The 20346-nt window shown below is 69.5% G+C and carries 19 protein-coding genes, 1 pseudogene and 1 riboswitch; of the genes and pseudogenes, 10 read left to right on the top strand and 10 right to left on the bottom strand.

The window, feature by feature from the left end; all coding sequences use genetic code 11:
• Both VNW53_RS03305 and VNW53_RS03310 read right to left on the bottom strand, forming a co-directional pair.
• A partial coding sequence (locus VNW53_RS03305) for a PAS domain S-box protein (protein WP_325553622.1) occupies positions 1-1420 on the bottom strand: 1420 nt, incomplete at its 3' end.
• A gap of 89 nt (positions 1421-1509) precedes the next feature.
• Positions 1510-2331 (bottom strand): enoyl-CoA hydratase, encoded by an 822-nt coding sequence (locus VNW53_RS03310; RefSeq protein ID WP_325553623.1) that lies wholly within the window; start codon positions 2329-2331, stop codon positions 1510-1512.
• Between the two features lie 126 nt (positions 2332-2457).
• On the opposite strand from VNW53_RS03310, the gene VNW53_RS03315 reads away from it, so the two are divergent.
• The gene (locus VNW53_RS03315) at positions 2458-3216 is read left to right on the top strand and encodes a VOC family protein (protein ID WP_325553624.1); all 759 of its coding nucleotides are present in this window, start codon (positions 2458-2460) and stop codon (positions 3214-3216) included.
• 194 nt (positions 3217-3410) lie between these two features.
• On the opposite strand, the gene VNW53_RS03320 is transcribed toward VNW53_RS03315, so the two are convergent.
• Together VNW53_RS03320 and VNW53_RS03325 are read right to left on the bottom strand one after the other, a co-directional pair.
• Positions 3411-3806 carry a hypothetical protein gene (locus tag VNW53_RS03320; protein ID WP_325553625.1) on the bottom strand — a complete coding sequence of 132 codons (396 nt, stop codon included), beginning with the start codon at positions 3804-3806 and terminating at the stop codon, positions 3411-3413.
• A gap of 98 nt (positions 3807-3904) precedes the next feature.
• Positions 3905-4138, bottom strand: coding sequence for a heavy metal-binding domain-containing protein (locus VNW53_RS03325; protein WP_325553626.1), 234 nt, complete (start codon positions 4136-4138; stop codon positions 3905-3907).
• 145 nt (positions 4139-4283) lie between these two features.
• Positions 4284-4390: riboswitch (TPP riboswitch) on the top strand.
• 50 nt (positions 4391-4440) lie between these two features.
• Here VNW53_RS03325 and thiC point away from each other — a divergent pair.
• Positions 4441-6282, top strand: coding sequence for a phosphomethylpyrimidine synthase ThiC (thiC, locus tag VNW53_RS03330; protein ID WP_325553627.1), 1842 nt, complete (start codon positions 4441-4443; stop codon positions 6280-6282).
• 42 nt (positions 6283-6324) lie between these two features.
• Here the strand turns inward: thiC and VNW53_RS03335 are convergent, their stop codons facing one another.
• From VNW53_RS03335 to VNW53_RS03345, 3 genes are all read right to left on the bottom strand, one after another.
• Positions 6325-6597, bottom strand: a complete 273-nt coding sequence (locus VNW53_RS03335; RefSeq protein WP_325553629.1) for a hypothetical protein — start codon at positions 6595-6597, stop codon at positions 6325-6327.
• Between the two features lie 156 nt (positions 6598-6753).
• Positions 6754-9000, bottom strand: coding sequence for a TonB-dependent receptor (locus VNW53_RS03340; RefSeq protein WP_325553630.1), 2247 nt, complete (start codon positions 8998-9000; stop codon positions 6754-6756).
• A 195-nt stretch (positions 9001-9195) separates the two neighbouring features.
• Positions 9196-9915, bottom strand: a complete 720-nt coding sequence (locus VNW53_RS03345; protein WP_325553631.1) for a TetR/AcrR family transcriptional regulator — start codon at positions 9913-9915, stop codon at positions 9196-9198.
• 93 nt (positions 9916-10008) lie between these two features.
• Here VNW53_RS03345 and VNW53_RS03350 point away from each other — a divergent pair, with 93 nt between their 5' ends.
• Together VNW53_RS03350 and VNW53_RS03355 are read left to right on the top strand one after the other, a co-directional pair.
• Complete coding sequence (locus VNW53_RS03350) at positions 10009-10761, top strand: pentapeptide repeat-containing protein (protein WP_325553632.1); 753 nt, start codon at positions 10009-10011, stop codon at positions 10759-10761.
• A complete protein-coding gene (locus tag VNW53_RS03355) occupies positions 10751-11308 on the top strand; it encodes a hypothetical protein (RefSeq protein WP_325553633.1) in 558 nt (185 codons plus the stop codon). The genes VNW53_RS03350 and VNW53_RS03355 overlap by 11 nt, the downstream gene beginning before the upstream one ends.
• Here VNW53_RS03355 and VNW53_RS03360 read toward each other — a convergent pair.
• Positions 11305-11520 (bottom strand): hypothetical protein, encoded by a 216-nt coding sequence (locus tag VNW53_RS03360; RefSeq protein WP_325553634.1) that lies wholly within the window; start codon positions 11518-11520, stop codon positions 11305-11307. The genes VNW53_RS03355 and VNW53_RS03360 overlap by 4 nt on opposite strands.
• Positions 11521-11668: 148 nt before the next feature.
• Here VNW53_RS03360 and VNW53_RS03365 point away from each other — a divergent pair, with 148 nt between their 5' ends.
• Positions 11669-13087, top strand: coding sequence for a M20 family metallopeptidase (locus VNW53_RS03365; protein ID WP_325553636.1), 1419 nt, complete (start codon positions 11669-11671; stop codon positions 13085-13087).
• Between the two features lie 328 nt (positions 13088-13415).
• On the opposite strand, the gene VNW53_RS03370 is transcribed toward VNW53_RS03365, so the two are convergent.
• Entirely contained in the window at positions 13416-13835 is a 420-nt protein-coding gene (locus tag VNW53_RS03370; protein ID WP_325553637.1) for a cupin domain-containing protein, read from the bottom strand.
• A 172-nt stretch (positions 13836-14007) separates the two neighbouring features.
• Between VNW53_RS03370 and VNW53_RS03375 the strand changes: the two genes are divergently transcribed.
• Positions 14008-14331: a copper-binding protein gene (locus VNW53_RS03375; protein WP_325553639.1), complete on the top strand. Its 324-nt coding sequence runs from the start codon at positions 14008-14010 to the stop codon at positions 14329-14331.
• Between the two features lie 63 nt (positions 14332-14394).
• On the opposite strand, the gene VNW53_RS03380 is transcribed toward VNW53_RS03375, so the two are convergent.
• On the bottom strand, positions 14395-15177 hold the full coding sequence (locus tag VNW53_RS03380; RefSeq protein ID WP_325553641.1) for a hypothetical protein: 783 nt from the start codon (positions 15175-15177) through the stop codon (positions 14395-14397).
• A gap of 391 nt (positions 15178-15568) precedes the next feature.
• Between VNW53_RS03380 and VNW53_RS03385 the strand changes: the two are divergent.
• From VNW53_RS03385 to VNW53_RS03400, 4 genes and pseudogenes are all read left to right on the top strand, one after another.
• Positions 15569-15688 (top strand): annotated as a pseudogene (locus VNW53_RS03385) (ClpX C4-type zinc finger protein); the annotation flags it as partial.
• A gap of 341 nt (positions 15689-16029) precedes the next feature.
• Positions 16030-17817 (top strand): long-chain-acyl-CoA synthetase, encoded by a 1788-nt coding sequence (locus VNW53_RS03390; RefSeq protein WP_325553643.1) that lies wholly within the window; start codon positions 16030-16032, stop codon positions 17815-17817.
• Positions 17818-17893: 76 nt separating this feature from the next.
• A complete protein-coding gene (locus VNW53_RS03395; RefSeq protein ID WP_325553644.1) occupies positions 17894-19216 on the top strand; it encodes an amidohydrolase in 1323 nt (440 codons plus the stop codon).
• A 220-nt stretch (positions 19217-19436) separates the two neighbouring features.
• A partial coding sequence (locus tag VNW53_RS03400) for an excinuclease ABC subunit UvrC (protein WP_325553645.1) occupies positions 19437-20346 on the top strand: 910 nt, incomplete at its 3' end.

A 20346-nucleotide genomic window follows, 5' to 3' on the forward strand; every position in this document is an offset into this window, starting at 1 on the left:
GGCCCAGGCCGGTGCCCTTGCCGATGCCCTTGGTCGTGTAGAAGGGCTCGGTGGCGCGGGCCAGCGTTTGCTCGTCCATGCCGACGCCCTCGTCGGTCACCGTGAGGCGGACATAGTGGCCGGCGGGCAGGCCCAGTTCTCCGTCGTCGTCGACGGCCTCCTCGCTGCCCTCGATGGTGATCGCCCCGCCGTTCGGCATGGCGTCGCGGGCGTTGACCGCCAGGTTGAGCAGCGCCGTCTCCAACTGGTTGGCGTCGGTGAAGGCGGGGGCGAGGGGACCGTTGAACCGGACGCGGAGCTGTACGGAAGGGCCGATGGAGCGTTCGATCAGCCCCGCCATGCCGCGCACCAGCGCCGGGATGTCGACGCTTTCCGGGTTCAGGTCCTGCTTGCGGGCGAAGGCCAGCATGCGCTGGGTGAGGCTCGCGCCACGCTGGGCGCCCTGCATGGCGTTCTCCAGCAGGACGACGGCCTTGGGGTCGGGCGGCAGGCGCTTGCGCAGGAGCTCCAGGCTGCCCATGACCGCCATCAGCAGGTTGTTGAAGTCGTGGGCGATGCCGCCGGTGAGCTGGCCGAGGGCGTCCAGCTTCTGCGCCTGGAACAGCGCATGCCGCGCCTGCTCCAGCGATCGCTGGGTGTGCAGGCGCTCGGTGATGTCGCGGGTGATCTTGGCGAAGCCGATCACCTCGCCGAACTCGCCGCGGATCGGGTCGATGATTACATGGGCCCAGAAGCGGGTGCCGTCCTTGCGGACCCGCCAGCCCTCCTTTTCGAAGCGCCCCTCGCTGGCCGCGGTCCGCAGCGCCTTCTCCGGCTCGCCGGTCGCTCGGTCGGCGTCGGTGTAGAACCGCGAGAAGTGCTCGCCCATGATCTCGCCGGGCGCATAGCCCTTGATCCGCTCGGCGCCGGCGTTCCAGCTCGAAACCCGGCCCGTCGGGTCGAGCATGTAGATGGCGTAGTCGGTCACGCCCTGCACCAGCAGCCGGAACTGTTCCTCGCTGCGCTTCAGGGTTTCATCGGCAAGCCGACGCTCTGTGAGGTCGCGGGTCACCTTGGCGAAGCCGATCAGCTCGCCGGCGGGGGTGCGGATCGGGTCGATCAGGACATGGGCCCAGAACCGCGTGCCGTCCTTGCGCACGCGCCAGCCTTCCTTCTCGAACCGGCCCTCCTGCTCGGCGGTCCGCAGGGCGGCTGCCGGCGTCCCCGCCGCGCGGTCCTCTTCGGTATAGAAGCGCGAGAAATGCTGGCCGATGATCTCGTGGGCTTCATAGCCCTTGAACCTCTGGGCGCCGGCGTTCCAGCTCGCCACCCGCCCGTCGATGTCGAGCATATAGATGGCGTAGTCGGTGATCGCGTCGACCAGCAACCTGTAGCGCTGGTCCTCATTCACCGGCATGTTTTCCTTGTCGCCCCGAGCCATCCTACCCATCGCGGGCGCACCACCCCAGCCGTACGGTCCCCTTGGGGGAACACGTTCGGTGTAGCAAGGTTCCCCGGAAGATGGGGACCCTACCGCCCCTGGAACGCCGGCGCTCGCTTTTCCACGAAGGCCTGGGCGGCCTCGCGGTGGTCGGCGGTGGCGGCGCTATGGACGTGGTGGGTGGCCTCGATGTCCAGGCAGTCGTCGACCTCGCCGGCCAGGGCGCGGTTGAGGTTCTCCTTCATGTAGCGGAAACAGACCTGCGGGCCCTGGGCCAGGCGCAAGGCGATCTCGCGGGTCCTGGCCGCCAGTTCTTCCGGCGGGACCACCCAGTTGGCGAGGCCCAGCCGCAAGGCCTCCTCGGCGCTCACCCGGTCGGACAGGAAATAGAGCTCGCGCGCCTTGGCCGTGCCGACGAGCTGGGTGAGGAAGTAGGTCCCGCCATAGTCCCCGGCCAGGCCCACCTTGGCGAAGGCGGTGGTCAGGAAGGCGTTGGCCGCCATGATCCGCAGGTCGCAGGCCAGCGCCAGCGACAGGCCCGCGCCGGCCGCCGCGCCGGGCAGGGCGGCCAGGGTCGGCTTGGGCATCTTGAAGAGCTTGCCGGCGGTGGCCCGCTGGTTGACCCGCTGGGCGTGGATCGCCTCGTCCAGGGTGACGGACCGGCCGCCGCCTGCGTTGCGCTCGTTCATGCCCTTCACGTCGCCGCCGGCGCAGAAGCCCTGGCCGGCGCCGGTCAGCACCACGCACTTCACCGCCGGATCCAGCTCGGCGGCGGCGAGCTGGCGGCCCAGGGCCTGGTTCATGGCCTCGCTCATGGCGTTGCGCGCCTGCGGCCGGTTGAGCGTCAGCGTCAGGACCCCTTCGTCCAGATCGGCCAGCAGGTCTTCGGTCCCGGTGTCGAGCGCGGCCATGGTCGTTCCTCCCGTATGTCGTGGCGCAAATCCTAGGCCGTCAGGCGCCTCGAACGGAAGCCCGGCTTGACGCGCCGCTGCGGCGGGCGGCTAGGGTCGCGCCAACATCAGCGGGGAGCTACGCCCATGCGCCTTCGACAGATCGCCCTGGTGGGCCGCGACCTCGCCGCGGCCGAGGCCGACATCCGCGCCGTGCTCGGCCTCGACTACGCCTACGATGACCCGGGCGTCGGCAAGTTCGGCCTGAAGAACGCGGTCTTCCCGGTAGGCGAGACCTTCCTGGAGGTGGTCTCGCCGAAGCAGGAGGGCACGACGGCCGGCCGCCTCCTGGAAAAGCGCAGCGGCGACGGCGGCTACATGGTCATCCTGCAGGTGCGCGACATCGCGGAAGCCCGCGCCCGCATCGCTGCGGCCAAGGCCCGCGTCGTGGAGCAGGCCGATCTGCACGAGGGGGCGGTGGCCATGAGCCATCTGCATCCCAAGGACATCGGCGGGGCGATCCTGTCGCTGGACTACATGGATCCGTGGGAGCGCTGGGAGTGGGGCGGCCCGGGCTGGCGCGACCACGTGCGAACCGACGTCTCGGCGGGGCTTGTCGGCGCCGAACTGCAGGGCCACGACCCCGCCGCCATGGCCGCCCGCTGGGGCGAGGTCGTGGGCCGCGCGCCGGTGCGGGTCGGCGAGGCCTGGCGGATCGGCCTCGACGACGGCGGCGAGCTCCGCTTCGTCGCCGCCCGCGACGGCCGCGGCGAGGGCCTGGGCGCCTTCGACGTGGCGGTCCGCGACCCGGCCGCCGTCCGCACCGCCGCCGAAGCCCGCGGCCTCACCGACGCCGAGGGCGAGGTCGTCCTGTCCGGAACGCGGGTGCGCCTGGTGCAGGGCTGAGTTGGCGACTCGATCCGGGCGTCTTCCTTCTTGAATCGTCATTCCCAGCCTTGTGCCGGGAACCCATGAATCCCGTGGGGGTCCAGAAGCCGCGGCGACGCCCGTGGTAGCCCGGCTGCGCCTGCGATCATGGGTTTCCGGGACGAGCCGGGGAATGACGATCAAGAAGGAAGAGGGCCTGATTGAGTCCTCGCCTAAGGCTTCACGCCCTTGGGCAGGGCCGCCGCCTCCGCCGGGGTCAGCTTGACCAGCTCATCGATCAGGCAGCGGGTGGAGAGGCCTCCCCCGCCGGCCAGGGTGGCGCGGACGTCCAGGTCGTCGGCTTCGCAGATGCTGCCCGAGCCGCCGCGCGCGTTCAGCTCGATGGGGTCGGTGGAGGAGATGCCGCCCAGGCAAACGTTGCGCATGGTCGCGCGATAGACCGACTTGCCTCCGACGCTGAGGTAGAGGGTGTGGCTGTCGCCGACCGTGTGATTGCCGATGTCCTGGACGCGGAAACACTGTTTGGCCGGGGCCGCCTTGGGCGCGGCGAGGGCGGGTGTCGCGGCGGCGAGGATCGCGACCGCGACCGGCACGAGAGCAGACTTCATGGTGTTTTCTCCGACTGTTTTGGCGGCACTTTAGTAGCGCTGCCGTAACGGTCCAGAGCCTGCGTCGAGCCGTTCCGGAGGCCGGCGAACCGATCTTCCTAGAGGCTGGATCGCTTCGGGGCCGGCGTCTTCTCGATCAGGGGCATGCCGCACTCCGGGCAGGTCCCCGGCGCGGGGAACTCCTTGCCGTCCGCCGCGCAGCCGCAGGGCGGGCAGACATAGACGGCCCGCGGCTTCTCCGCCTCCGCCGCCAGGGCTGCCCCGGCCAGGCCCGCGGCGCCGACCGCGAGCACGGAGAGCCGCAGGAAATGACGCCGATCCGAATTGCACATGGGTTCGCTCCTCTGGCGACGATCGACCTTGAGCAGACGCCCAACCGCCCCCGGCCACAAGCGACGGAACCTGCCGACCCTCCGCCGAAAGCGGACATTCAGGCGTCGGCGGGCCTTTCCCTTCCGCGGCTTCGGGCCTAACGTCGGCCTTACCTCGGGGGGCCGCGCCCAGCGGCTGAGAGGCGGGTGATCCCGCGACCCGTCGAACCTGATCCGGGTCATGCCGGCGAAGGGAAGGACCTGCGGCGGAAGCTGCTTCGATCTCCCCGTCCGGCGTCCCGCCAAGCGCGAGGCCGCACGCCATGAACAAACCCACCGGAAACCTCGAGCCCGCGCCCAAGGGCGAAAAAGTCCCCACCGGCGAGCGCCCGGGGTCGAAGAAGGTCTATCAGCCCGGGGTGCTGTGGCCGGACATCCGCGTGCCGTTCCGCGAGGTGGCGGTGCATCCGTCGGCCAACGAGCCGGCGTTGACGCTCTACGACCCGTCGGGGCCCTATACCGACCCCGCCGCGGCCATCGACATCGAGCGGGGCCTGTCGAAGACCCGCGAGCCGTGGGTGGTCTCGCGCGGCGACGTCGAGATCGTGGAAAATCCCCGTGAGGTGAAGCCGGAGGACAACGGCTTCGCCAAGGGCGAGCACCTGGCGCCGCAGTTCTCCGCGCCGCGCCGCGTCTACCGCGCCCGGCCCGGCAAGACCGTGACCCAGATGGAATATGCCCGCCGGGGGCTGATCACCCCTGAAATGGAATATGTCGCCCTGCGCGAGAACCTGCGCCGCCAGGCGGGCGACCCCGCGATCCGCGACGGCGAGCCCTACGGCGCCGAGATCCCCGACCACTGCACGCCCGAGTTCGTCCGCGACGAGGTGGCGCGCGGCCGCGCCATCATCCCGGCCAACATCAACCACACCGAGCTCGAGCCGATGGCGATCGGGCGTAACTTCCTGGTCAAGATCAACGCCAACATCGGCAACTCCGCGGTCCTCTCCACCGTCGCCGACGAGGTGGACAAGATGGTCTGGGCGATCCGCTGGGGCGGCGACACGGTCATGGACCTCTCCACCGGCCGCAACATCCACAACATCCGCGACTGGATCGTGCGCAACAGCCCCGTGCCGATCGGCACCGTGCCGATCTACCAGGCGCTGGAGAAGGTGAACGGCATCGCCGAGGACCTCAACTGGGAGGTGTTCCGCGACACCCTGATCGAGCAGGCCGAGCAGGGGGTGGACTATTTCACCATCCACGCCGGCGTGCGGCTGCCGTTCATTCCGCTGACCGCCAAGCGGGTCACCGGCATCGTCAGCCGAGGCGGCTCGATCATGGCCAAGTGGTGCCTGGCCCACCACCGCGAGAACTTCCTCTACGAGCGGTTCGAGGAGATCTGCGAGATCATGGCCGCCTATGACGTGTCGTTCTCGCTGGGCGACGGCCTGCGGCCCGGCTCGATCGCCGACGCCAACGACGAGGCCCAGTTCGCCGAACTGCGCACCCTCGGCGAGCTGACCAAGATCGCCTGGAAGCACAATGTCCAGACCATGATCGAAGGCCCCGGCCACGTGCCGATGCACAAGATCAAGGCCAACATGGACGAGCAGCTCAAGCACTGCCACGAGGCGCCGTTCTACACGCTGGGCCCGCTGACCACCGACGTCGCGCCGGGGTACGACCACATCACCAGCGCCATCGGCGCGGCGATGATCGGCTGGTTCGGCACCGCCATGCTTTGCTACGTGACGCCGAAGGAGCACCTGGGCCTGCCCGACCGCGAGGACGTCAAGCAGGGGGTGATCGCCTACAAGATCGCCGCCCACGCCGCCGACCTGGCGAAGGGCCATCCCACCGCCCGGGCCTGGGACGACGCGCTCTCCCGCAGCCGCTTCGAGTTCCGCTGGGAGGACCAGTTCAACCTCGGCCTGGACCCGGAGACGGCCCGCGAATACCACGACGAGAGCCTGCCCAAGGAGGCCTTCAAGACCGCCCACTTCTGCTCCATGTGCGGGCCGAAGTTCTGTTCCATGAAAATCAGCCAGGACATCCGCGACGCCGCCCGCAAGCAGAACGAGGTCGACGCCGGGATGGAGCAGATGGCCGAGAAGTTCCGCGAGTCCGGCGGCGAAATCCTGGTGCCGGTGAAGGGCTAGGCGGGCGCCGATTTCCCGATCGCGGCCTCTATGGGTGGGGCCTTAACGGCACACCCGCACCGGCCGCCAGACGTACTCGCCGTACCAGTTGTGATAGCCGCGGCGCTCGATGAAGCAGCGCGGGCCATAGCCCCAGCCGTAGCCACGGTGCTCCCAGGCTTCGTGCTCGCGCCATTCGTGGCGGCGGCCTTCGTCGCGGTCGCGCCAGCCTTCGTGATAGCCGCGGTCATGGTCCCAGGGGTCGGCCAGGGCCACCGCCGGGGCGGCCAGCGACAGGGCGGTGACGCCCGCCAGGACGATCGATTTCAGGGTCATGGCTCCACTCCGTTCCGCGGGGCCAGCGGTCTGGCCCGATAAGCGGAGAGGATGCCGGCGGCGAACTGAACGGGCTTCGAGCGCGCCGGTTATCGCCCGTTCAGCTAGATGAACGGGCAGGCGGAGGGGGGCCGGTTGGCCCCCCTCCGGTCCCGATCAGTAGAACTTGGCCGCCAGCGAGACCGTGACGGTCCGCGGCGCGCCGTAGAAGGCGTCGATGGAGTTGGCGAACAGGGCGCCCGGGAAGCTGTAGCCGCCGATCTTGTAGCGCTTGTCGCCCAGGTTCTTGCCATGCAGGCCGACCTGGTAGCGGCCGTCGGCGGAGGTCCACACCGCATCGGCGTCGTAGAGCGTGTAGGCCGGCTGGTCGATCAGCGGGGTCGCCGTCTCGAACTGCTGGGTGAAGCTGCGGTAGGACAGCGCCGGGGTAATGGTGATCCGGCCGCGGTCGCCGAAGTCGTGGCTGTAGGTTCCCGACAGCGAACCCGTCCACCGGGGCGTGTTCTGCAGCTTGCGCTGGTTCGACACGTCCACCAGCCCCGTGCCCGGGATGAAGGCCAGATACCTGTCGAACTTTGTGTCGATGTAGCTGGCCGTCGCATTGACCGAGAAGGCCGGCACGATGCGCCACGAGCCCTCGACCTCGGCGCCGCGCAGGGTGCTGGAGCCGACGTTGTCCACCACGCTGGCGATGCCGCCGGTGGTGTTCGGGTACTGGGTGGTGATCTGCTGGTTGTGGTAGGCGCTGTCGAAGACGTCGGTGGCGAAGTTCAGCGTGTGGTCGAGGACGCTTCCCTTCAGGCCGATTTCGTAGGTGCTGACCGTCTCCGGCGCATAGCCCTTCACCGTCGCCGGATAGGCCACCGCGTCGCCGCGCATGTCGAAGCCGCCGGATTTGAAGCCCTGGCCGTAGGAGGCGTAGGTCGTGAGGTCCGGCGTGAGCTTGTAGCTGACGCTGACCCGCGGCGTGAATTTGTCGAAGGTTCGGGTGGCCGTGTAGTTGGTGTTCGGCGGCCCCAGCTTGACCGCCGTGGCGTTGCCGAAGGCGGGGCTGCGCGTGCCGAGATACTGCTGGCGCAGCACCTGGCCGGTCTTCTCGTCCGAAGTGTAGCGGCCCCCCACCGAGACCTGGAGCTGGTCGGTGAAATCGTAGCTCGCGTCGGCGTAGGCCGAGGTGCTCCTTGTACGGACGTAGCCCCCGTCGAAGATCGTGTAGCCGGTGGCTGGCGAGGCGTTGTTTAGCACCGTGTCGAAGGCGCCGGACGCCAGGGCGTCGAGGTAGAACAGGCCGGCCACCCCGTGCAGCTTGCCGTAGCTGAACAGGCCCTGCAGCTCCTGGGTGAACTGGTGGTCGCGGTACTTGGCCGGGATGTCCAGGAACGGCTGCGGCGTCTCGTCGAAGTCGATCTCGCCGTTGGTGTAGCCAGACCGGAAGGCGGTGATCGACTTCAGGGTCAGGTTCGGGTTCATCGTCCACTGGCCGAGCAGGGATCCGCCCTCGGCCACGACGTGGTTCCCATCGCCGGCCCCGGCCAGGGTGTCATAGACGTTCGGCAGCACGCCGTAGGTCACGCCGGCGGCGCTGGTGTAGGGCGCTTCGCGGTGGCCATGCCTGGCGTTGGAGTTGTCCACCGTCCGGTCGCCGGACAGGCGGAAGAACAGGTCCGAGGTCGGGGTCCACTCCGCGCTGGCGCGCATCGCCAGCACGTCCTTGTTGTAGGTGTCGTTGCCGGTCGTCAGGTTCTTGCCGTAGCCGTCATGGTCGAACTTCGCGAAGGCGGCCGAGATGCCGAGCGTGGACGTCACCGGCAGTTTCAGCGAGGCGATCTCGTCGTGCTCGCCGTAGGAGCCGAACTGCGCCTTGAGATCCACCTCGGGGATGGAGCCGATGTTCTGCGTCACATATTTGATCGCCCCGCCGATGGTGTTGCGGCCGTAGAGCGTGCCTTGCGGCCCACGCAGGATCTCGATCCGCTGGACGTCGAACACGTCCAGCACCGCGGCCTGCGGGCGCGCCACATAGACGTCGTCGATATACAGCCCGACGCCAGGGTCGAAGCCCCACAGCGGGTCCTGCTGGCCGACGCCGCGGATGAAGGCGATCAGCGTGGAGTTGGAGCCGCGGGCGGGCTGCAGGGTCAGCGAAGGCGTGGACTTCTGCAGGTCGGTGATGTCGCGCACCCCGTTCCGGTCCAGGGCCGCGGCGGTGTAGGCGCTGACCGCGATCGGCACGTCCTTCAGCGTCTCTTCGCGCCGCCGCGCGGTGACCACCAGCTCGTCGATGTTGGTCGATGCGGCGGCGGCCGGCGCGGCCTTGGCTGCGGCTTGGGCGGCCGCCGTGACCGGGGCCAGCGAAATCGCGCAGGCGCTCATCAGGAGCGCCGTCCTCAGGTTCAGGCTCATCTTGGTTCCCTCCCATGTGCGCGGGCGGCGCTCGGCCGTTCCGCGTCCGCCCCGCGGCGGATTTGGGGGAAATAAGCGGCGCCCTGGGGAACCGGGGAAGCGCTTTTTCATCAATTGCTGAATTCGGTTCAGCGAATGATGAATATTATTCACGCCTATTGCATTTCCGCAACAGAAACGTCGCAATTCAAAAGCTTACGTAAGGGAAGCCGATGTTGCCTCGCCCTGGGACCGGACCAGGGACAGGAAGCCCGCGGCGCAATAGCCGGTCAGCCGGTGGCGAATCGCCTCCAGGTCGCTGGAGTGGCAGGCGCCGTTGGAGAGCAGGTCGATGCGGCCGGTTTCCGACAGGCACAGCGTCATGGCGCCCGTCAGGAACTGATAGCCCCAGTAGAGCTCCTTCTCGTCCGCGTCCGGCAGGGCCAGGCCCAGGACGTCGATCAGCCGGTGCACCACCGGATCGAAGAAGCGGGTCATGGTCGCCCCGCCCCAGGCGGGCGTGTTGTTCACCTGGGCCACCAGGGAGAAGTAGCTCTTCCACCCCGGCCCGCCGCTCAGCGAGGCGTCGATCAGCGGATGCACGAAGGCGGCGATCGCCCCCTCGGCGGTCAGGGCGCCCGCGTGGTCGCGCTCGTAGGCGTCCAGCGAGGCCAGCCGCGCGGCGTTGAGGATCTCCGCCCGGCGCAGGAAGACCGCGTCGAACAGGCCGCGCTTGGTGCCGAAATAGTAGTGCACGAGGGCGACGTCGACGCCCGCCTCGTCGGCGACCTGGCGGGTCGACACCCCATAGAACCCGTGCTGCGCGAAGAGCCCCTCCGCGCCGTCGAGGATCAGCTCCTTGTAGTTGGGCTGGTCCTTGGAGCGCGAGGGCCGTCCGCGGCCGGCGCCCTTCTTGGCCGTTTGGGTCTTCCGCACGCCGCCGCCTCGCTGCTCCCGACGGCCGCTAGGCTGGCCGAGTTGCGCCGATCTTCCAAGGCCGTTCGCGCGAGGCCATACTGCCGCGCCCTCATGTCAGATCCGAACCCCGACCTCGAACCCGGCGGCGCCTATGAGGGCCTGGACCTCTCCGCCTATGACTTCGCCGAGCGCGACCTTGCCGACATCAAGCTGACCGGTTGCGTCCTCACCGACGTCCAGCTTTCCGCCGTCATCCTGCCGGGCGCGCGGTTCAGCGAGTGCCGGTTCGTCCGCTGCCGCTTCGCCCACGCCGACCTGCGCGAGGCGGTGTTCGTCCGCTGCAGTTTCGCCGACCCGGACAGCCATTCCGGCGTGCAGATCGCCTTTTCCCAGCTCGACCAGGCGCGCTTCGAGGCCTGCGACCTGTCCTTCGCCGACATCGAGCGGACCAGCGCCTGGTCGGTCGTGTTCAAGGACTCGAACCTGCGCGGCGCGCGGTTCCACCGCGCCGACTTCACCCGCGCGCTCAGCCCCAGGACCGCGCACACGGCCGCCGCCTTCCAGCGGTGCAACCTGGAACTCGCCGACCTGTCCGACGCGGTCCTCAAGGGCTGCGATCTCGCGGGCTCGTCGCTGCGCGAGGCCGACCTCACCGACGCCGACCTGGAGGGCGCGGACCTCTCGGGCTGCGACCTGTTCCAGGCGCTCACGGGCGGCGCGAAACTGGCCGGCGCCGACCTGCGCGGCGCGCTGGTCTCCGGCCTCGACCTGACGGCCCTCGGCAGTCGCGACGGAATCAAGATCACCCTCTCCCAGCAGCAGGACCTGCTGAGCGCGATGGGGCTCGATATTCATGCGGACTAGCCTGGGCGCGTGGCTGGCGGCGGCGGTCGTGACGCACCTGGCGGCGGACTCGGCGATCCAACTCGCTCCCCTTCCACAGGCCCTGCAATTCTACGGGCCTATCGTGTTCTACGCGGTTCCCGCCGCCCTCGGCCTGGCCGCCACGGGGCGTCTGACGCCGTGGAGGGCCGCCGCCTGGGCGGTGCTCGTGGGCGCGGCTCATAGCGCGGCGGTCTTCGTCACCTTCAAGGCGACACCGGGCTTCAAAGAACCGCTGTGGATGTTGGGGCCGGCCGGCGGCCTGGGCGGACTGATCGGCGCCGCCCCGACGCTGCTGGGACTGGTCGCGCTCGGCGGGGCCAAGCTCTCGCCGCGGACGCTCCTGCGCGTGGTCGGGGCCTCACTGACCCTGGCCGTGCTGGGCGGATGCCTTTGCCTGGCCCTGTTCGTGGGGGGCGTCGACCTGCTGCACGGGTTCGCCTTGCCCGTCGTGCTCTACCTGCCTTGGCAGGTGGTCTTCAGCCTGGCCGTGGCCAGGCTGTCTTCGCCGCTGGAGTCGTCGCGCTAGTCGCGCGCCCGCTGGCCCTGGGCCTTGGCCTTCCGCGGGGACGGCCAGACGCGGACGCCGACCGCCAGCGTGACGGAGCCGAGAACGGCGCAGACCGCGCCGGCCCATTGCACCGCGCTCATGCCCTCGGCCGCGTAGTGGCCCGCGAGCGCGCCGGAGACGACCACCATGAAGGCGGTCGTCCACTCGCCCAGCTCCGTCCAATTGATCATCTGTCGTCCTCGGTGTTCATGGATATCCGCGCTACCAATCCCACCTGCTGTTTACCGAAAGGCTTAGGTCCGCCGCGATGCGGCATTGGGGCGCACGAGCGCCTGGGTTAGGACATCGGCCTATCCGCGCTTGAGTGAGAGTTCGCCCATGGACGCCAAGGCCCTCAACGACTTCACCGCCGACATCTGGGACCGCGAGATCACCCCGGCCCTGGTCGACTACATCCGCATCCCGGCCAAGTCGCCGGCCTTCGACCCGGACTGGGCCAGGTCGGGCTTCATCGACCAGGCCGTCGAGCACATGGCCGGCTGGGCGCGCGCGAAGATCAAGGCCCTGCCGGGCGCGACGCTGGAGGTGGTCCGCCTGGAAGGCCGCACGCCCGTCATCCTCATCGAGAGCCCAGGCGAGGTGGACGACACCGTCCTGCTCTACGGCCACCTGGACAAGCAGCCGGAAATGACCGGCTGGTCCGAGGGGCTGGGCCCCTGGGAGCCGGTGATCAAGGACGACAAGCTCTACGGCCGCGGCGGCGCCGACGACGGCTACGCGATCTACGCCTCGGTGACCGCGCTCCTGGCGCTGCAGGCGCAGGGCGTCAAACGCGCCCGCTGCGTGGTGCTGATCGAGGCCTGCGAGGAGAGCGGCTCCTACGACCTGCCGTTCTACGTCGACCATCTGGCCGAGCGCATCGGCAGCCCCTCGCTGGTGATCTGCCTGGACTCCGGCTGCGGCAACTACGACCAGCTATGGCTGACCACTTCGCTGCGCGGGCTGGCCGGCGGCCTGCTCACCGTCGAGGTGCTGACCGAGGGCGTCCATTCCGGCGACGCCTCGGGCGTCGTGCCCGATAGCTTCCGCCTCGCCCGCGCGATCCTCTCGCGGGTCGAGGACGAGGCCACCGGCCAGGTCCGGCCCAAGGCCTTCAACGTCGAGATCCCGGCCGAACGGAAGACCCAGGCCAAGGTCGCCGCTCAGGCCCTGGGGGAGACCGTATGGAAGAAGTTCCCTTTCGCCGGCGACACCGCCCCGCTCACCCGCGACACGCCGGAGCTGATCCTCAACCGCACCTGGCGCCCGGCGCTCACTGTCATCGGGGCCGACGGCCTGCCGCCGCCCGGCAGCGCCGGCAATGTGCTGCGCCCGAAGACGGCGCTGGCGCTCAGCGTCCGCCTGCCGCCCACCGCCGACCCGGACGCCTGCGCCCAGGCGCTGGTTGAGACGCTCACTGCCGACCCGCCGCAAGGCGCCAAGGTCAGCTTCCAGACGGTCCAGGCCAGCCCCGGCTGGAACGCCCCGCCGCTGGAGCCCTGGCTGGAGGCCGCCGTGCAGCGCGCCTCCCAGGCGACGTTCGGGCGCGAGGCGGCGATGATGGGCGAGGGCGGCACCATCCCCTTCATCGGCATGCTGGGGGAGAAGTTCCCGCAAGCCCAGTTCCTGATCACCGGCGTTCTCGGGCCCGCCTCCAACGCCCACGGCCCCAACGAATTCATCCACCTGCCCACGGGCCGCAGGGTCACCGCCGCCGCCGCCCTGATCCTGGCCGAGCACGCCGGCCGGCCCCGCTAGGTCGGTGACGCAGGCCGGCCTCTAAGCGGGCTGGTCGCGGCCCGGCGCGAACGCCGGACCGCGGTGCGCCGTCGTCGGCTGCAGCGGCCCCCACCGCCCGCCGACGACAACGACCTCCCAGGCGGACGCTGGACCGTCGCCGCCTGAGCCCCGGCGGATCGAAGCCAGCGTTTCCCTCCCGCTGAACCCGACGCTAGACGGTCTCCAGGCGCACGCTAACCAGAGCCGCCGCTCGTGGCATGGCTCAAATTCACCATGCGGCGGTGGGTCGCGGCGCCGCTACGTCAAGCTCGTGCCGCGGACGAAATGCGTTGGCGGAGGCCGAGTCCTACCTGGCCTTGGGGTCCAGCATGACGTTCAGCACCTTGTCGTCGCTCCCGGCGAGCGACGCGCAGGTGAGTTGGGCCGGCGCCGTCGCCGAGGCGTTGCGGAAATAATGCACCACCACCTGCGGCGGCTCGTAGGTCACCGACCCCAACGGCGCGCGCGTCTCCGGCGCGTCGCCGATCCGCGTCAGAAAATCACCGGCGGTGACGAAGCAGATCACCGGCACGGTGTGCTTGTGCTCCGGCATCGCCTGGCCCGGCGCGAAGTCCACCCGCGTCGTCTCCACCCGCGACACCGCCTTGCCGGGCGAGACCGCAATCACCGCCATCGGCGTCCGGCTGGGGATCGCCGGTTGGGCGAGGGCGGCGGATGACGCGGCCACGGCCGCCAGGCCAAGCGCGGCAGCGAAACGCAACGACATGGAAGGCCCTCCGAGCATGGGGCGAGCCTAGAGCCGTCGAGGCGAGGCCGCCAATACCGCGAGCGTTGGGGCTGAATTCTGCAAGCGGACCGGCGGGAACCCGGGGGCATGGATTTCAGGGCGCGGAGCGGGCACCTTCGTCCGCAAATCGCGTCATCGCCCGGAGCCGCCCGTGACCCTGCGCCCCCTCGTCCTCGCCCTGATCGTCGCCGCCGCGCCCATGGCCGCCTTCGCCCAGGCGCCGGGGGACGCCGCCTCGGCGCCCGCCCACCGCAGCGCCAAGGGCGTGGGCGTGGTCACCGAGATCGACGCCAGGCAGCAGGTCCTCACCCTCAAGCACGAACCGATCCCGGCGCTGGGCTGGCCGTCCATGACCATGCCGTTCCATGTGGCCTCGCCCGCGCTGCTCATGGGCCTCAAGGTCGGACAGAAAATCGCCTTCGACACCCAGGAAGCCGAGGGGCTTCCGGAGATCACCGCGATCCGCAAGCCCTGAGGGCGCACGCGAAAGGGCCGCCCCTTGCGGAGCGGCCCTTCCTTTGTCCCCAACGGCAAGGGCCTAGGTTTGCGGAACCGCGGTCGGCGGCGAGGTGGTCGCCGGGGGCGCCGCCTGGGTGGTGGGCGGCGAGACCGTGGCCGGCGCGGGCGCCGGAGCGGTCTGCGGCAGGTTCAGGACCAGCGGCGGCGCGGCCGCGGCGGCCGGCGGCGCCGCGGGCGCGGCGCGTTGCAGCGGGGGCGTCACCGGCGCGGTGGTGCTGGCGTCGGCGGCCGTCTCAGAGACGCTGGCGGCCCGATGGGCGCGGGCCACGGTCGTGGCGCGGTGGGTCACGGCGCCGCCGGAACTGCGAGCCGTCGTGGTGGTGGTGACGGCCTTGGCGGCCGGCGGCGCGGCGGCGGCAGCGGGCAGGGGCTCGTTCTGGGCCACCGCCGTGGTGGAGGCGTCCGGCGTCGTGGTGGTGGTCGTGGTCGTGGCCGCGCCCGGGGTCAGCTCGGCGACACCCGGAGCGCCGTGCGGCTGCATCGCATACCACCCGACGGCGCCGATGCCGCCCAGCACGATCAGTCCGGCCACGATGGCGATCGGCACATTGCTGGAGGCCGACTTGCGCGTGCGGTCGGCGAAGGTCGGGCCTGCTGCGAAATTGACGTCGGTGGGGTCGACGCCGCCCATGGCGTCGATCGCCGGGGCGGACTCGAAGCTGCGCGGCTCGGCCGCGCGGCCGCCGCCGAAGCCGCGGCGCTTGTTGTTGCGCTCCCACGCCGGGACCGGCGCGAACATCGGGCTGTCGGTGGATGCGTTGGTCGGACTGTTGTCCGGAGTAGCGCTGATTTCGGTGGTCATCTGAACTCCCTTCCAGGGATGGTCGCTGGATGACCCAAACGGGAGGCCGGCGGGGCGGTTCCAGCTCTGAAACAGGCAAGCTGGGCCTTGGCGCCGTCGCGCAGGCCACCTTCCGGGCCCGCTCCCGGACAAAAATACTGACAACACAATGATTTATGGAGTGGGGCGGATGACCCCTCCGCGACCGGCGCCCCGGCCTTCGCGCCCGCCCCGGCGCCAAATGACCTTAATTCGTTCCGTCAGGAAGTCCTTGACAGACGATCCCCGTCAGGAAATACCTGACAGTCAGGATTGACCTGACAAGGAGGTCGCCATGGGCGGGCCCAAACCCAAGCGCACCCCGGAAGAGATCAAGGCCCGCCGCAAGCTCGAACGCGCCACCGGTCACAGGCTGCCCAAGGCGCTGCATTGCTCGTTCTGCGGCAAGTCTCAGCAGGAGGTGGCCAAGCTGATCGCCGGCCCCTTCGTGTTCATCTGCGACGAGTGCGTGGAGATGTGTAACGACGTGGTCGCTGGCCGCCCGATCCCCGACAAGGGCTACACCAAGCCGTTGGAGCGCTCCACCGACCAGCTCATGTCGCTGATGGGCTCGGTGAACTTCGCCGCCGACGCCAGCCGCGACTTCCTGCAGCAGATCGTCGACACCCTGCGTGGCCGCGAGGTCAGTTGGGCGGACATCGGGGCGGCCCTGGGCGTTTCGCGCCAGTCGGCCTGGGAAAGATTCTCTTAATCATTTGTGGCCTCGGCGCCGCGTTTCGGCGCGGGCCGGAGCTGGGCCGTGGCGGCGCGGCCGCAAGTCCTTGACCCGATGCGCGCGGCATCCGCAAGCTGGCGCCGTAGTCGGAGGTGGGAATGGCGCTCAAGGCCAGGTTGCAGCGCGAGTGGCGCTTTGTGCGCGGCCTCAACCGGACGCTCAAGCGCGTCAAGTCGATCGCGCCGGACAGCCCCAACCTGATCTGCGACGACATCCAGGCCGCGGTCGACCAGTGGCGCGACCGCACCGCCATGACCTTCGAGGGCAGGACGATCAGCTATGGCGAACTCGACGCCATCGCCAACCGCTTCGCCCATTGGGGCAAGGGCGCGAACCTGCGGCGCGGGCAGACAGTGGCGCTGTTCATGCCCAACCGGCTGGAATATTTCGCCATCTGGTACGGGTTGTCGAAGATCGGCGTGGTCACCGCCCTGATCAACAACCAGCTCTCCGGGCTGGCCCTCGCCCACTGCCTGAGCATCTCCCAGGCCGCCTGCATCATCGTGGACGCCGAAACCTCGCCGGTCTTCGAGGCCGCCAAGCCGTTGCTGGAAAGGCCCCTGGCGCAGTGGGTGATGGGCCCCGCCCACGGCGACCAGCGCGACCTGGTCCAGGCGCTGAAGAGCTGCAGCCAGCTCCCGCCGGACAAGGTCGTGCGCGAGGACATCCGCGCCCGCGATACGGCGCTGCTGATCTTCACCTCGGGCACCACGGGCATGCCCAAGGCCGCGCGGATCACCCACGTCCGCGCCCAGCTCTACATGCGCGGCTTCGCCGGCTCGACGGGGGCCAAGGCGTCCGACCGCATCTATGTGGCGCTGCCGCTCTACCACGCCACCGGCGGGCTCTGCGCGCTGGGCGCGGCGCTGCTGAACGGCGGCTCGGTGTTCCTGCGGCGCAAGTTCTCGGCTTCGCACTTCTGGGGCGAGGCGATCGACGAGGGCTGCACCATGTTCGTCTACATCGGCGAGCTCTGCCGCTATCTGGTGAACCAGCCGCCGAGCGAGGACGAGACGCGCCACAAGATCCGCATGGCGTTCGGCAACGGGCTGCGGCCCGACATCTGGCCGGTGATGAAGCAGCGCTTCCGCATCCCAGAGATCCTCGAGTTCTACGGTTCGACCGAGGGCAATGTCTCGATGTTCAACTTCGATGGCCGCGAGGGGGCCATCGGCCGCGCCCCCAAGTGGCTTCGCAAGCAGTTCAATGTTCGCCTGATTCAGTTCGACGTGGAGACCGAGGAGCCGATCCGCGGGGTCAACGGCCTGTGCATCGAGTGCGGTCCGGGCCAGATCGGCGAGTGCATCGGCCAGATCGGCGGCGACGCGCGCACCGAATATTCCGGCTACGTCGACAAGGCCGCGTCGGAGAAGAAGATCCTGCACGACGTCTTCGAAAAGGGCGACCGCTGGTTCGCCACCGGCGACCTGATGAAGACCGACGCCGACGGCTATTTCTACTTCATCGACCGGATCGGCGACACCTACCGCTGGAAGGGCGAGAACGTCTCCACCAACGAGGTGGCCGAGCGCCTGCTGGGCGTCCCCGGTGTCAAGGAAGCCAACGTTTACGGCGTCGCCGTCGAGGGCGCCGAGGGGCGCGGCGGCATGGCGGCCCTGGTGGTCGGCCCGGAGTTCGACATCAAGGCGTTCGGCGACGAGGTGGCCCGCGAGCTGCCGGCCTACGCTCAGCCGGTGTTCGTCCGCATCCTGCCGTCGCTGGACACCACCGGCACCTTCAAGACCCGCAAGATGGACCTGATCGCCGACGGCTACGATCCCGGCAAGATCAAGGGCCCGCTCTATTTCCACGACGCCAAGAAGGGCTACGTGAAGGTCACCAAGAGCGTCTTCGAAAAGATCGGCGCCGGCGCGGTGAAGCTCTAGGCGCGGCGCAAAAATAACGGGCGTCCGCGGCGCACAAAGCTAAGGTGCTGCTCTTCAGAGTCTGGGGGTTAGCCGCATGAAATCCGTCCTTCGATCCGTCCTGTTGGCCGGCGCCGCGGCGCTGTTGGCCGGCCAGGCTCACGCCGCCGCCAAGCCCGACGTGGCCAAGCAGAAGGCCGAGATCGACGCAGGCCTGGACAAGGCCTACCCCCACCTCGACGCCCTCTACAAGGACATCCACGAGCACCCCGAGCTGGGCTTCCAGGAGACCGCCACCGCCGCCAAGCTGGCCAAGGAGATGCGCGCGCTGGGCTTCGAGGTGACGGAGCACGTCGGCAAGACCGGCATCGTCGCGATCTACCGGAACGGCAAGGGCCCGACCGTCATGGTCCGCACCGAGCTCGACGCCCTGCCGATGGAGGAGAAGACCGGCCTGCCCTACGCCAGCCACGCGGTCACCACCTGGCAGGGCAAGCCGACGCCGGTGGCGCATAGCTGCGGCCACGACATCCACATGGCCGCCTGGGTCGGCGCGGCCCAGCAACTGGTGACCATGAAGAGCCAGTGGCATGGCACGCTGATGTTCATCGGCCAGCCCAGCGAAGAGACGGTGGGCGGCGCACGCGCGATGATCGCCGATGGCCTCTTCACCCGCTTCCCGAAGCCCGACATCGGCTTCGCCCAGCATGTGGGGCCGGGCCCGACCGGCGGGGTCACCTACAAGGCCGGCGTCCAGTCCTCCAGCGCAGACGGCTTCGAGATCCTGTTCCAGGGCCGCGGCGCCCACGGCTCGCGGCCCCAGCTCAGCATCGACCCGGTGATGGAAGCCGCGCGCTTCACGGTCGAGGTGCAGACCATCGTCAGCCGCGAGAAGGACCCGGCGGCGTTCGGCGTCCTGGGCGTGGGCTCGATCGTCTCCGGCAGCGCCGGCAACATCATTCCCGACCAGGCGCTGCTGCGCGGCACGATCCGCAGCTACGACGACCAGACCCGCACCCTGCTGAAGGAAGGCCTGGCGCGCACAGCCAAGGCCGTGGCCGAGATGGCCCGCGCCCCGGCCCCCACCGTCACCTTCGACCAGGGCGCGTCTGCGGTGGTCAATGACGCCGCGATCGCCGCGCGCACCGCCCCGGTGTTCAAGGCCGCTTTCGGCGCCCGCGCGGTGGAAGCGACCAGCCCGGGCTCGGCCAGCGAGGACTATTCGGAATACATCATCGCCGGCGTCCCTTCGCTGTTCTGGGGCCTGGGCGGGATCGATCCCAAGGTGATCGCCGACTACCGCGCCAAGGGGCAGGAGCCTCCCGGCAACCACACCCCCCAGTTCGCACCGGTCCCGGAGCCCACCATCCGCACCGGCGTCGAGGCCATGACGCTGGCGGTCCTGAACGTGATGGGGTGAAGGCGCCAGACCTCCTCTCCCCACGCGAAGCGTAGAGGGAGAGGTCGGGAGAGGGCGGTGCGGCCTCTCAGTCTCGCCCGCCGGCAAGGCGAGGGGCCTCGGGCCACCATCGGCGGATCACCTTTTCACCAGCCGCCCTCTCCCTTCCCTCTCCCTCTCGGCTGTGCCGGGGGAGAGGAGAGCCCCTGCGTTGTCCGGCTGACTCACCTATATTCGCCCGATGCCCAGCGACGTCGCCACACCGCCCCTGAAGGGCGCCGCGCTCATCAAGGACGAGGTGACCCGCCTCCCGGACCGGCCGGGCGTCTACCGCATGGTCGGCGACGACGGCGAGGTGCTCTACGTCGGCAAGGCGCGGAGCCTGAAGAAGCGCGTCATCCAGTACGCGCAGGGCCGCTTCCACACCAACCGCATTGCCCACATGGTCGACCTGACGCGCTCCATGGAGTTCGTCACCACCCGCACCGAGACCGACGCCCTGCTGCTCGAGATCAACCTGATCAAGCAGCTGAAGCCGCGGTTCAACGTCCTGTTGCGCGATGACAAGAGCTTCCCGGAGATCCTGATCCGCCGCGACCACGCCGCCCCGCAGCTGAAGAAACACCGCGGCGCCCACTCGATCCCCGGCGACTACTACGGCCCCTTCGCCTCGGCCTGGGCGGTGAACCGGACGCTGAACACCCTGCAGAAGGCCTTCCTGCTCAGGTCCTGCACCGACAGCGTCTACGAGACCCGCTCGCGGCCCTGCATGCTGCACCAGATCCGCCGCTGCTCGGCGCCCTGCACGGGGCTCGTCAGCCTGCAGGACTACCAGGGCCTCGTCGACCAGGCGGAGCTGTTCCTGCGCGGCAAGAGCCGGGCGGTGATGGGCCAGATGAGCCAGGAGATGCAGGCCGCCGCCGACGACCTGGAGTTCGAGCGCGCCGCGCGCCTGCGTGACCGCATCCGGGCGCTGGCCTCCATCGCCCAGGAGACCCAGGTCAATCCGGAGACGGTGGACGAGGCCGACGTCTTCGCCCTGTTCGCCGAGGGCGGCCAGGCCTGCGTGCAGGTGTTCTTCTTCCGCGCCGGCCAGAACTGGGGCAACCGCGCCTACTTCCCCCGCATCGACAAATCCGACGAGGACCCGG

It is taken from the genome of Phenylobacterium sp., from assembly GCF_035569475.1.
GTDB lineage: Bacteria > Pseudomonadota > Alphaproteobacteria > Caulobacterales > Caulobacteraceae > Phenylobacterium.

Excerpts from the sequence above, each read along its gene's own strand:
- VNW53_RS03310 (WP_325553623.1), bottom strand. The coding sequence starts at position 2,331 with ATGGCCGCGCTCGACACCGGGACCGAAGACCTGCTGGCCGATCTGGAC.
- VNW53_RS03315 (WP_325553624.1), top strand. The coding sequence starts at position 2,458 with ATGCGCCTTCGACAGATCGCCCTGGTGGGCCGCGACCTCGCCGCGGCC.
- VNW53_RS03320 (WP_325553625.1), bottom strand. The coding sequence starts at position 3,806 with ATGAAGTCTGCTCTCGTGCCGGTCGCGGTCGCGATCCTCGCCGCCGCG.
- VNW53_RS03325 (WP_325553626.1), bottom strand. The coding sequence starts at position 4,138 with ATGTGCAATTCGGATCGGCGTCATTTCCTGCGGCTCTCCGTGCTCGCG.
- thiC (WP_325553627.1), top strand. The coding sequence starts at position 4,441 with ATGAACAAACCCACCGGAAACCTCGAGCCCGCGCCCAAGGGCGAAAAA.
- VNW53_RS03335 (WP_325553629.1), bottom strand. The coding sequence starts at position 6,597 with ATGACCCTGAAATCGATCGTCCTGGCGGGCGTCACCGCCCTGTCGCTG.
- VNW53_RS03340 (WP_325553630.1), bottom strand. The coding sequence starts at position 9,000 with ATGAGCCTGAACCTGAGGACGGCGCTCCTGATGAGCGCCTGCGCGATT.
- VNW53_RS03350 (WP_325553632.1), top strand. The coding sequence starts at position 10,009 with ATGTCAGATCCGAACCCCGACCTCGAACCCGGCGGCGCCTATGAGGGC.
- VNW53_RS03355 (WP_325553633.1), top strand. The coding sequence starts at position 10,751 with ATGCGGACTAGCCTGGGCGCGTGGCTGGCGGCGGCGGTCGTGACGCAC.
- VNW53_RS03360 (WP_325553634.1), bottom strand. The coding sequence starts at position 11,520 with ATGATCAATTGGACGGAGCTGGGCGAGTGGACGACCGCCTTCATGGTG.
- VNW53_RS03365 (WP_325553636.1), top strand. The coding sequence starts at position 11,669 with ATGGACGCCAAGGCCCTCAACGACTTCACCGCCGACATCTGGGACCGC.
- VNW53_RS03370 (WP_325553637.1), bottom strand. The coding sequence starts at position 13,835 with ATGTCGTTGCGTTTCGCTGCCGCGCTTGGCCTGGCGGCCGTGGCCGCG.
- VNW53_RS03380 (WP_325553641.1), bottom strand. The coding sequence starts at position 15,177 with ATGACCACCGAAATCAGCGCTACTCCGGACAACAGTCCGACCAACGCA.
- VNW53_RS03390 (WP_325553643.1), top strand. The coding sequence starts at position 16,030 with ATGGCGCTCAAGGCCAGGTTGCAGCGCGAGTGGCGCTTTGTGCGCGGC.
- VNW53_RS03395 (WP_325553644.1), top strand. The coding sequence starts at position 17,894 with ATGAAATCCGTCCTTCGATCCGTCCTGTTGGCCGGCGCCGCGGCGCTG.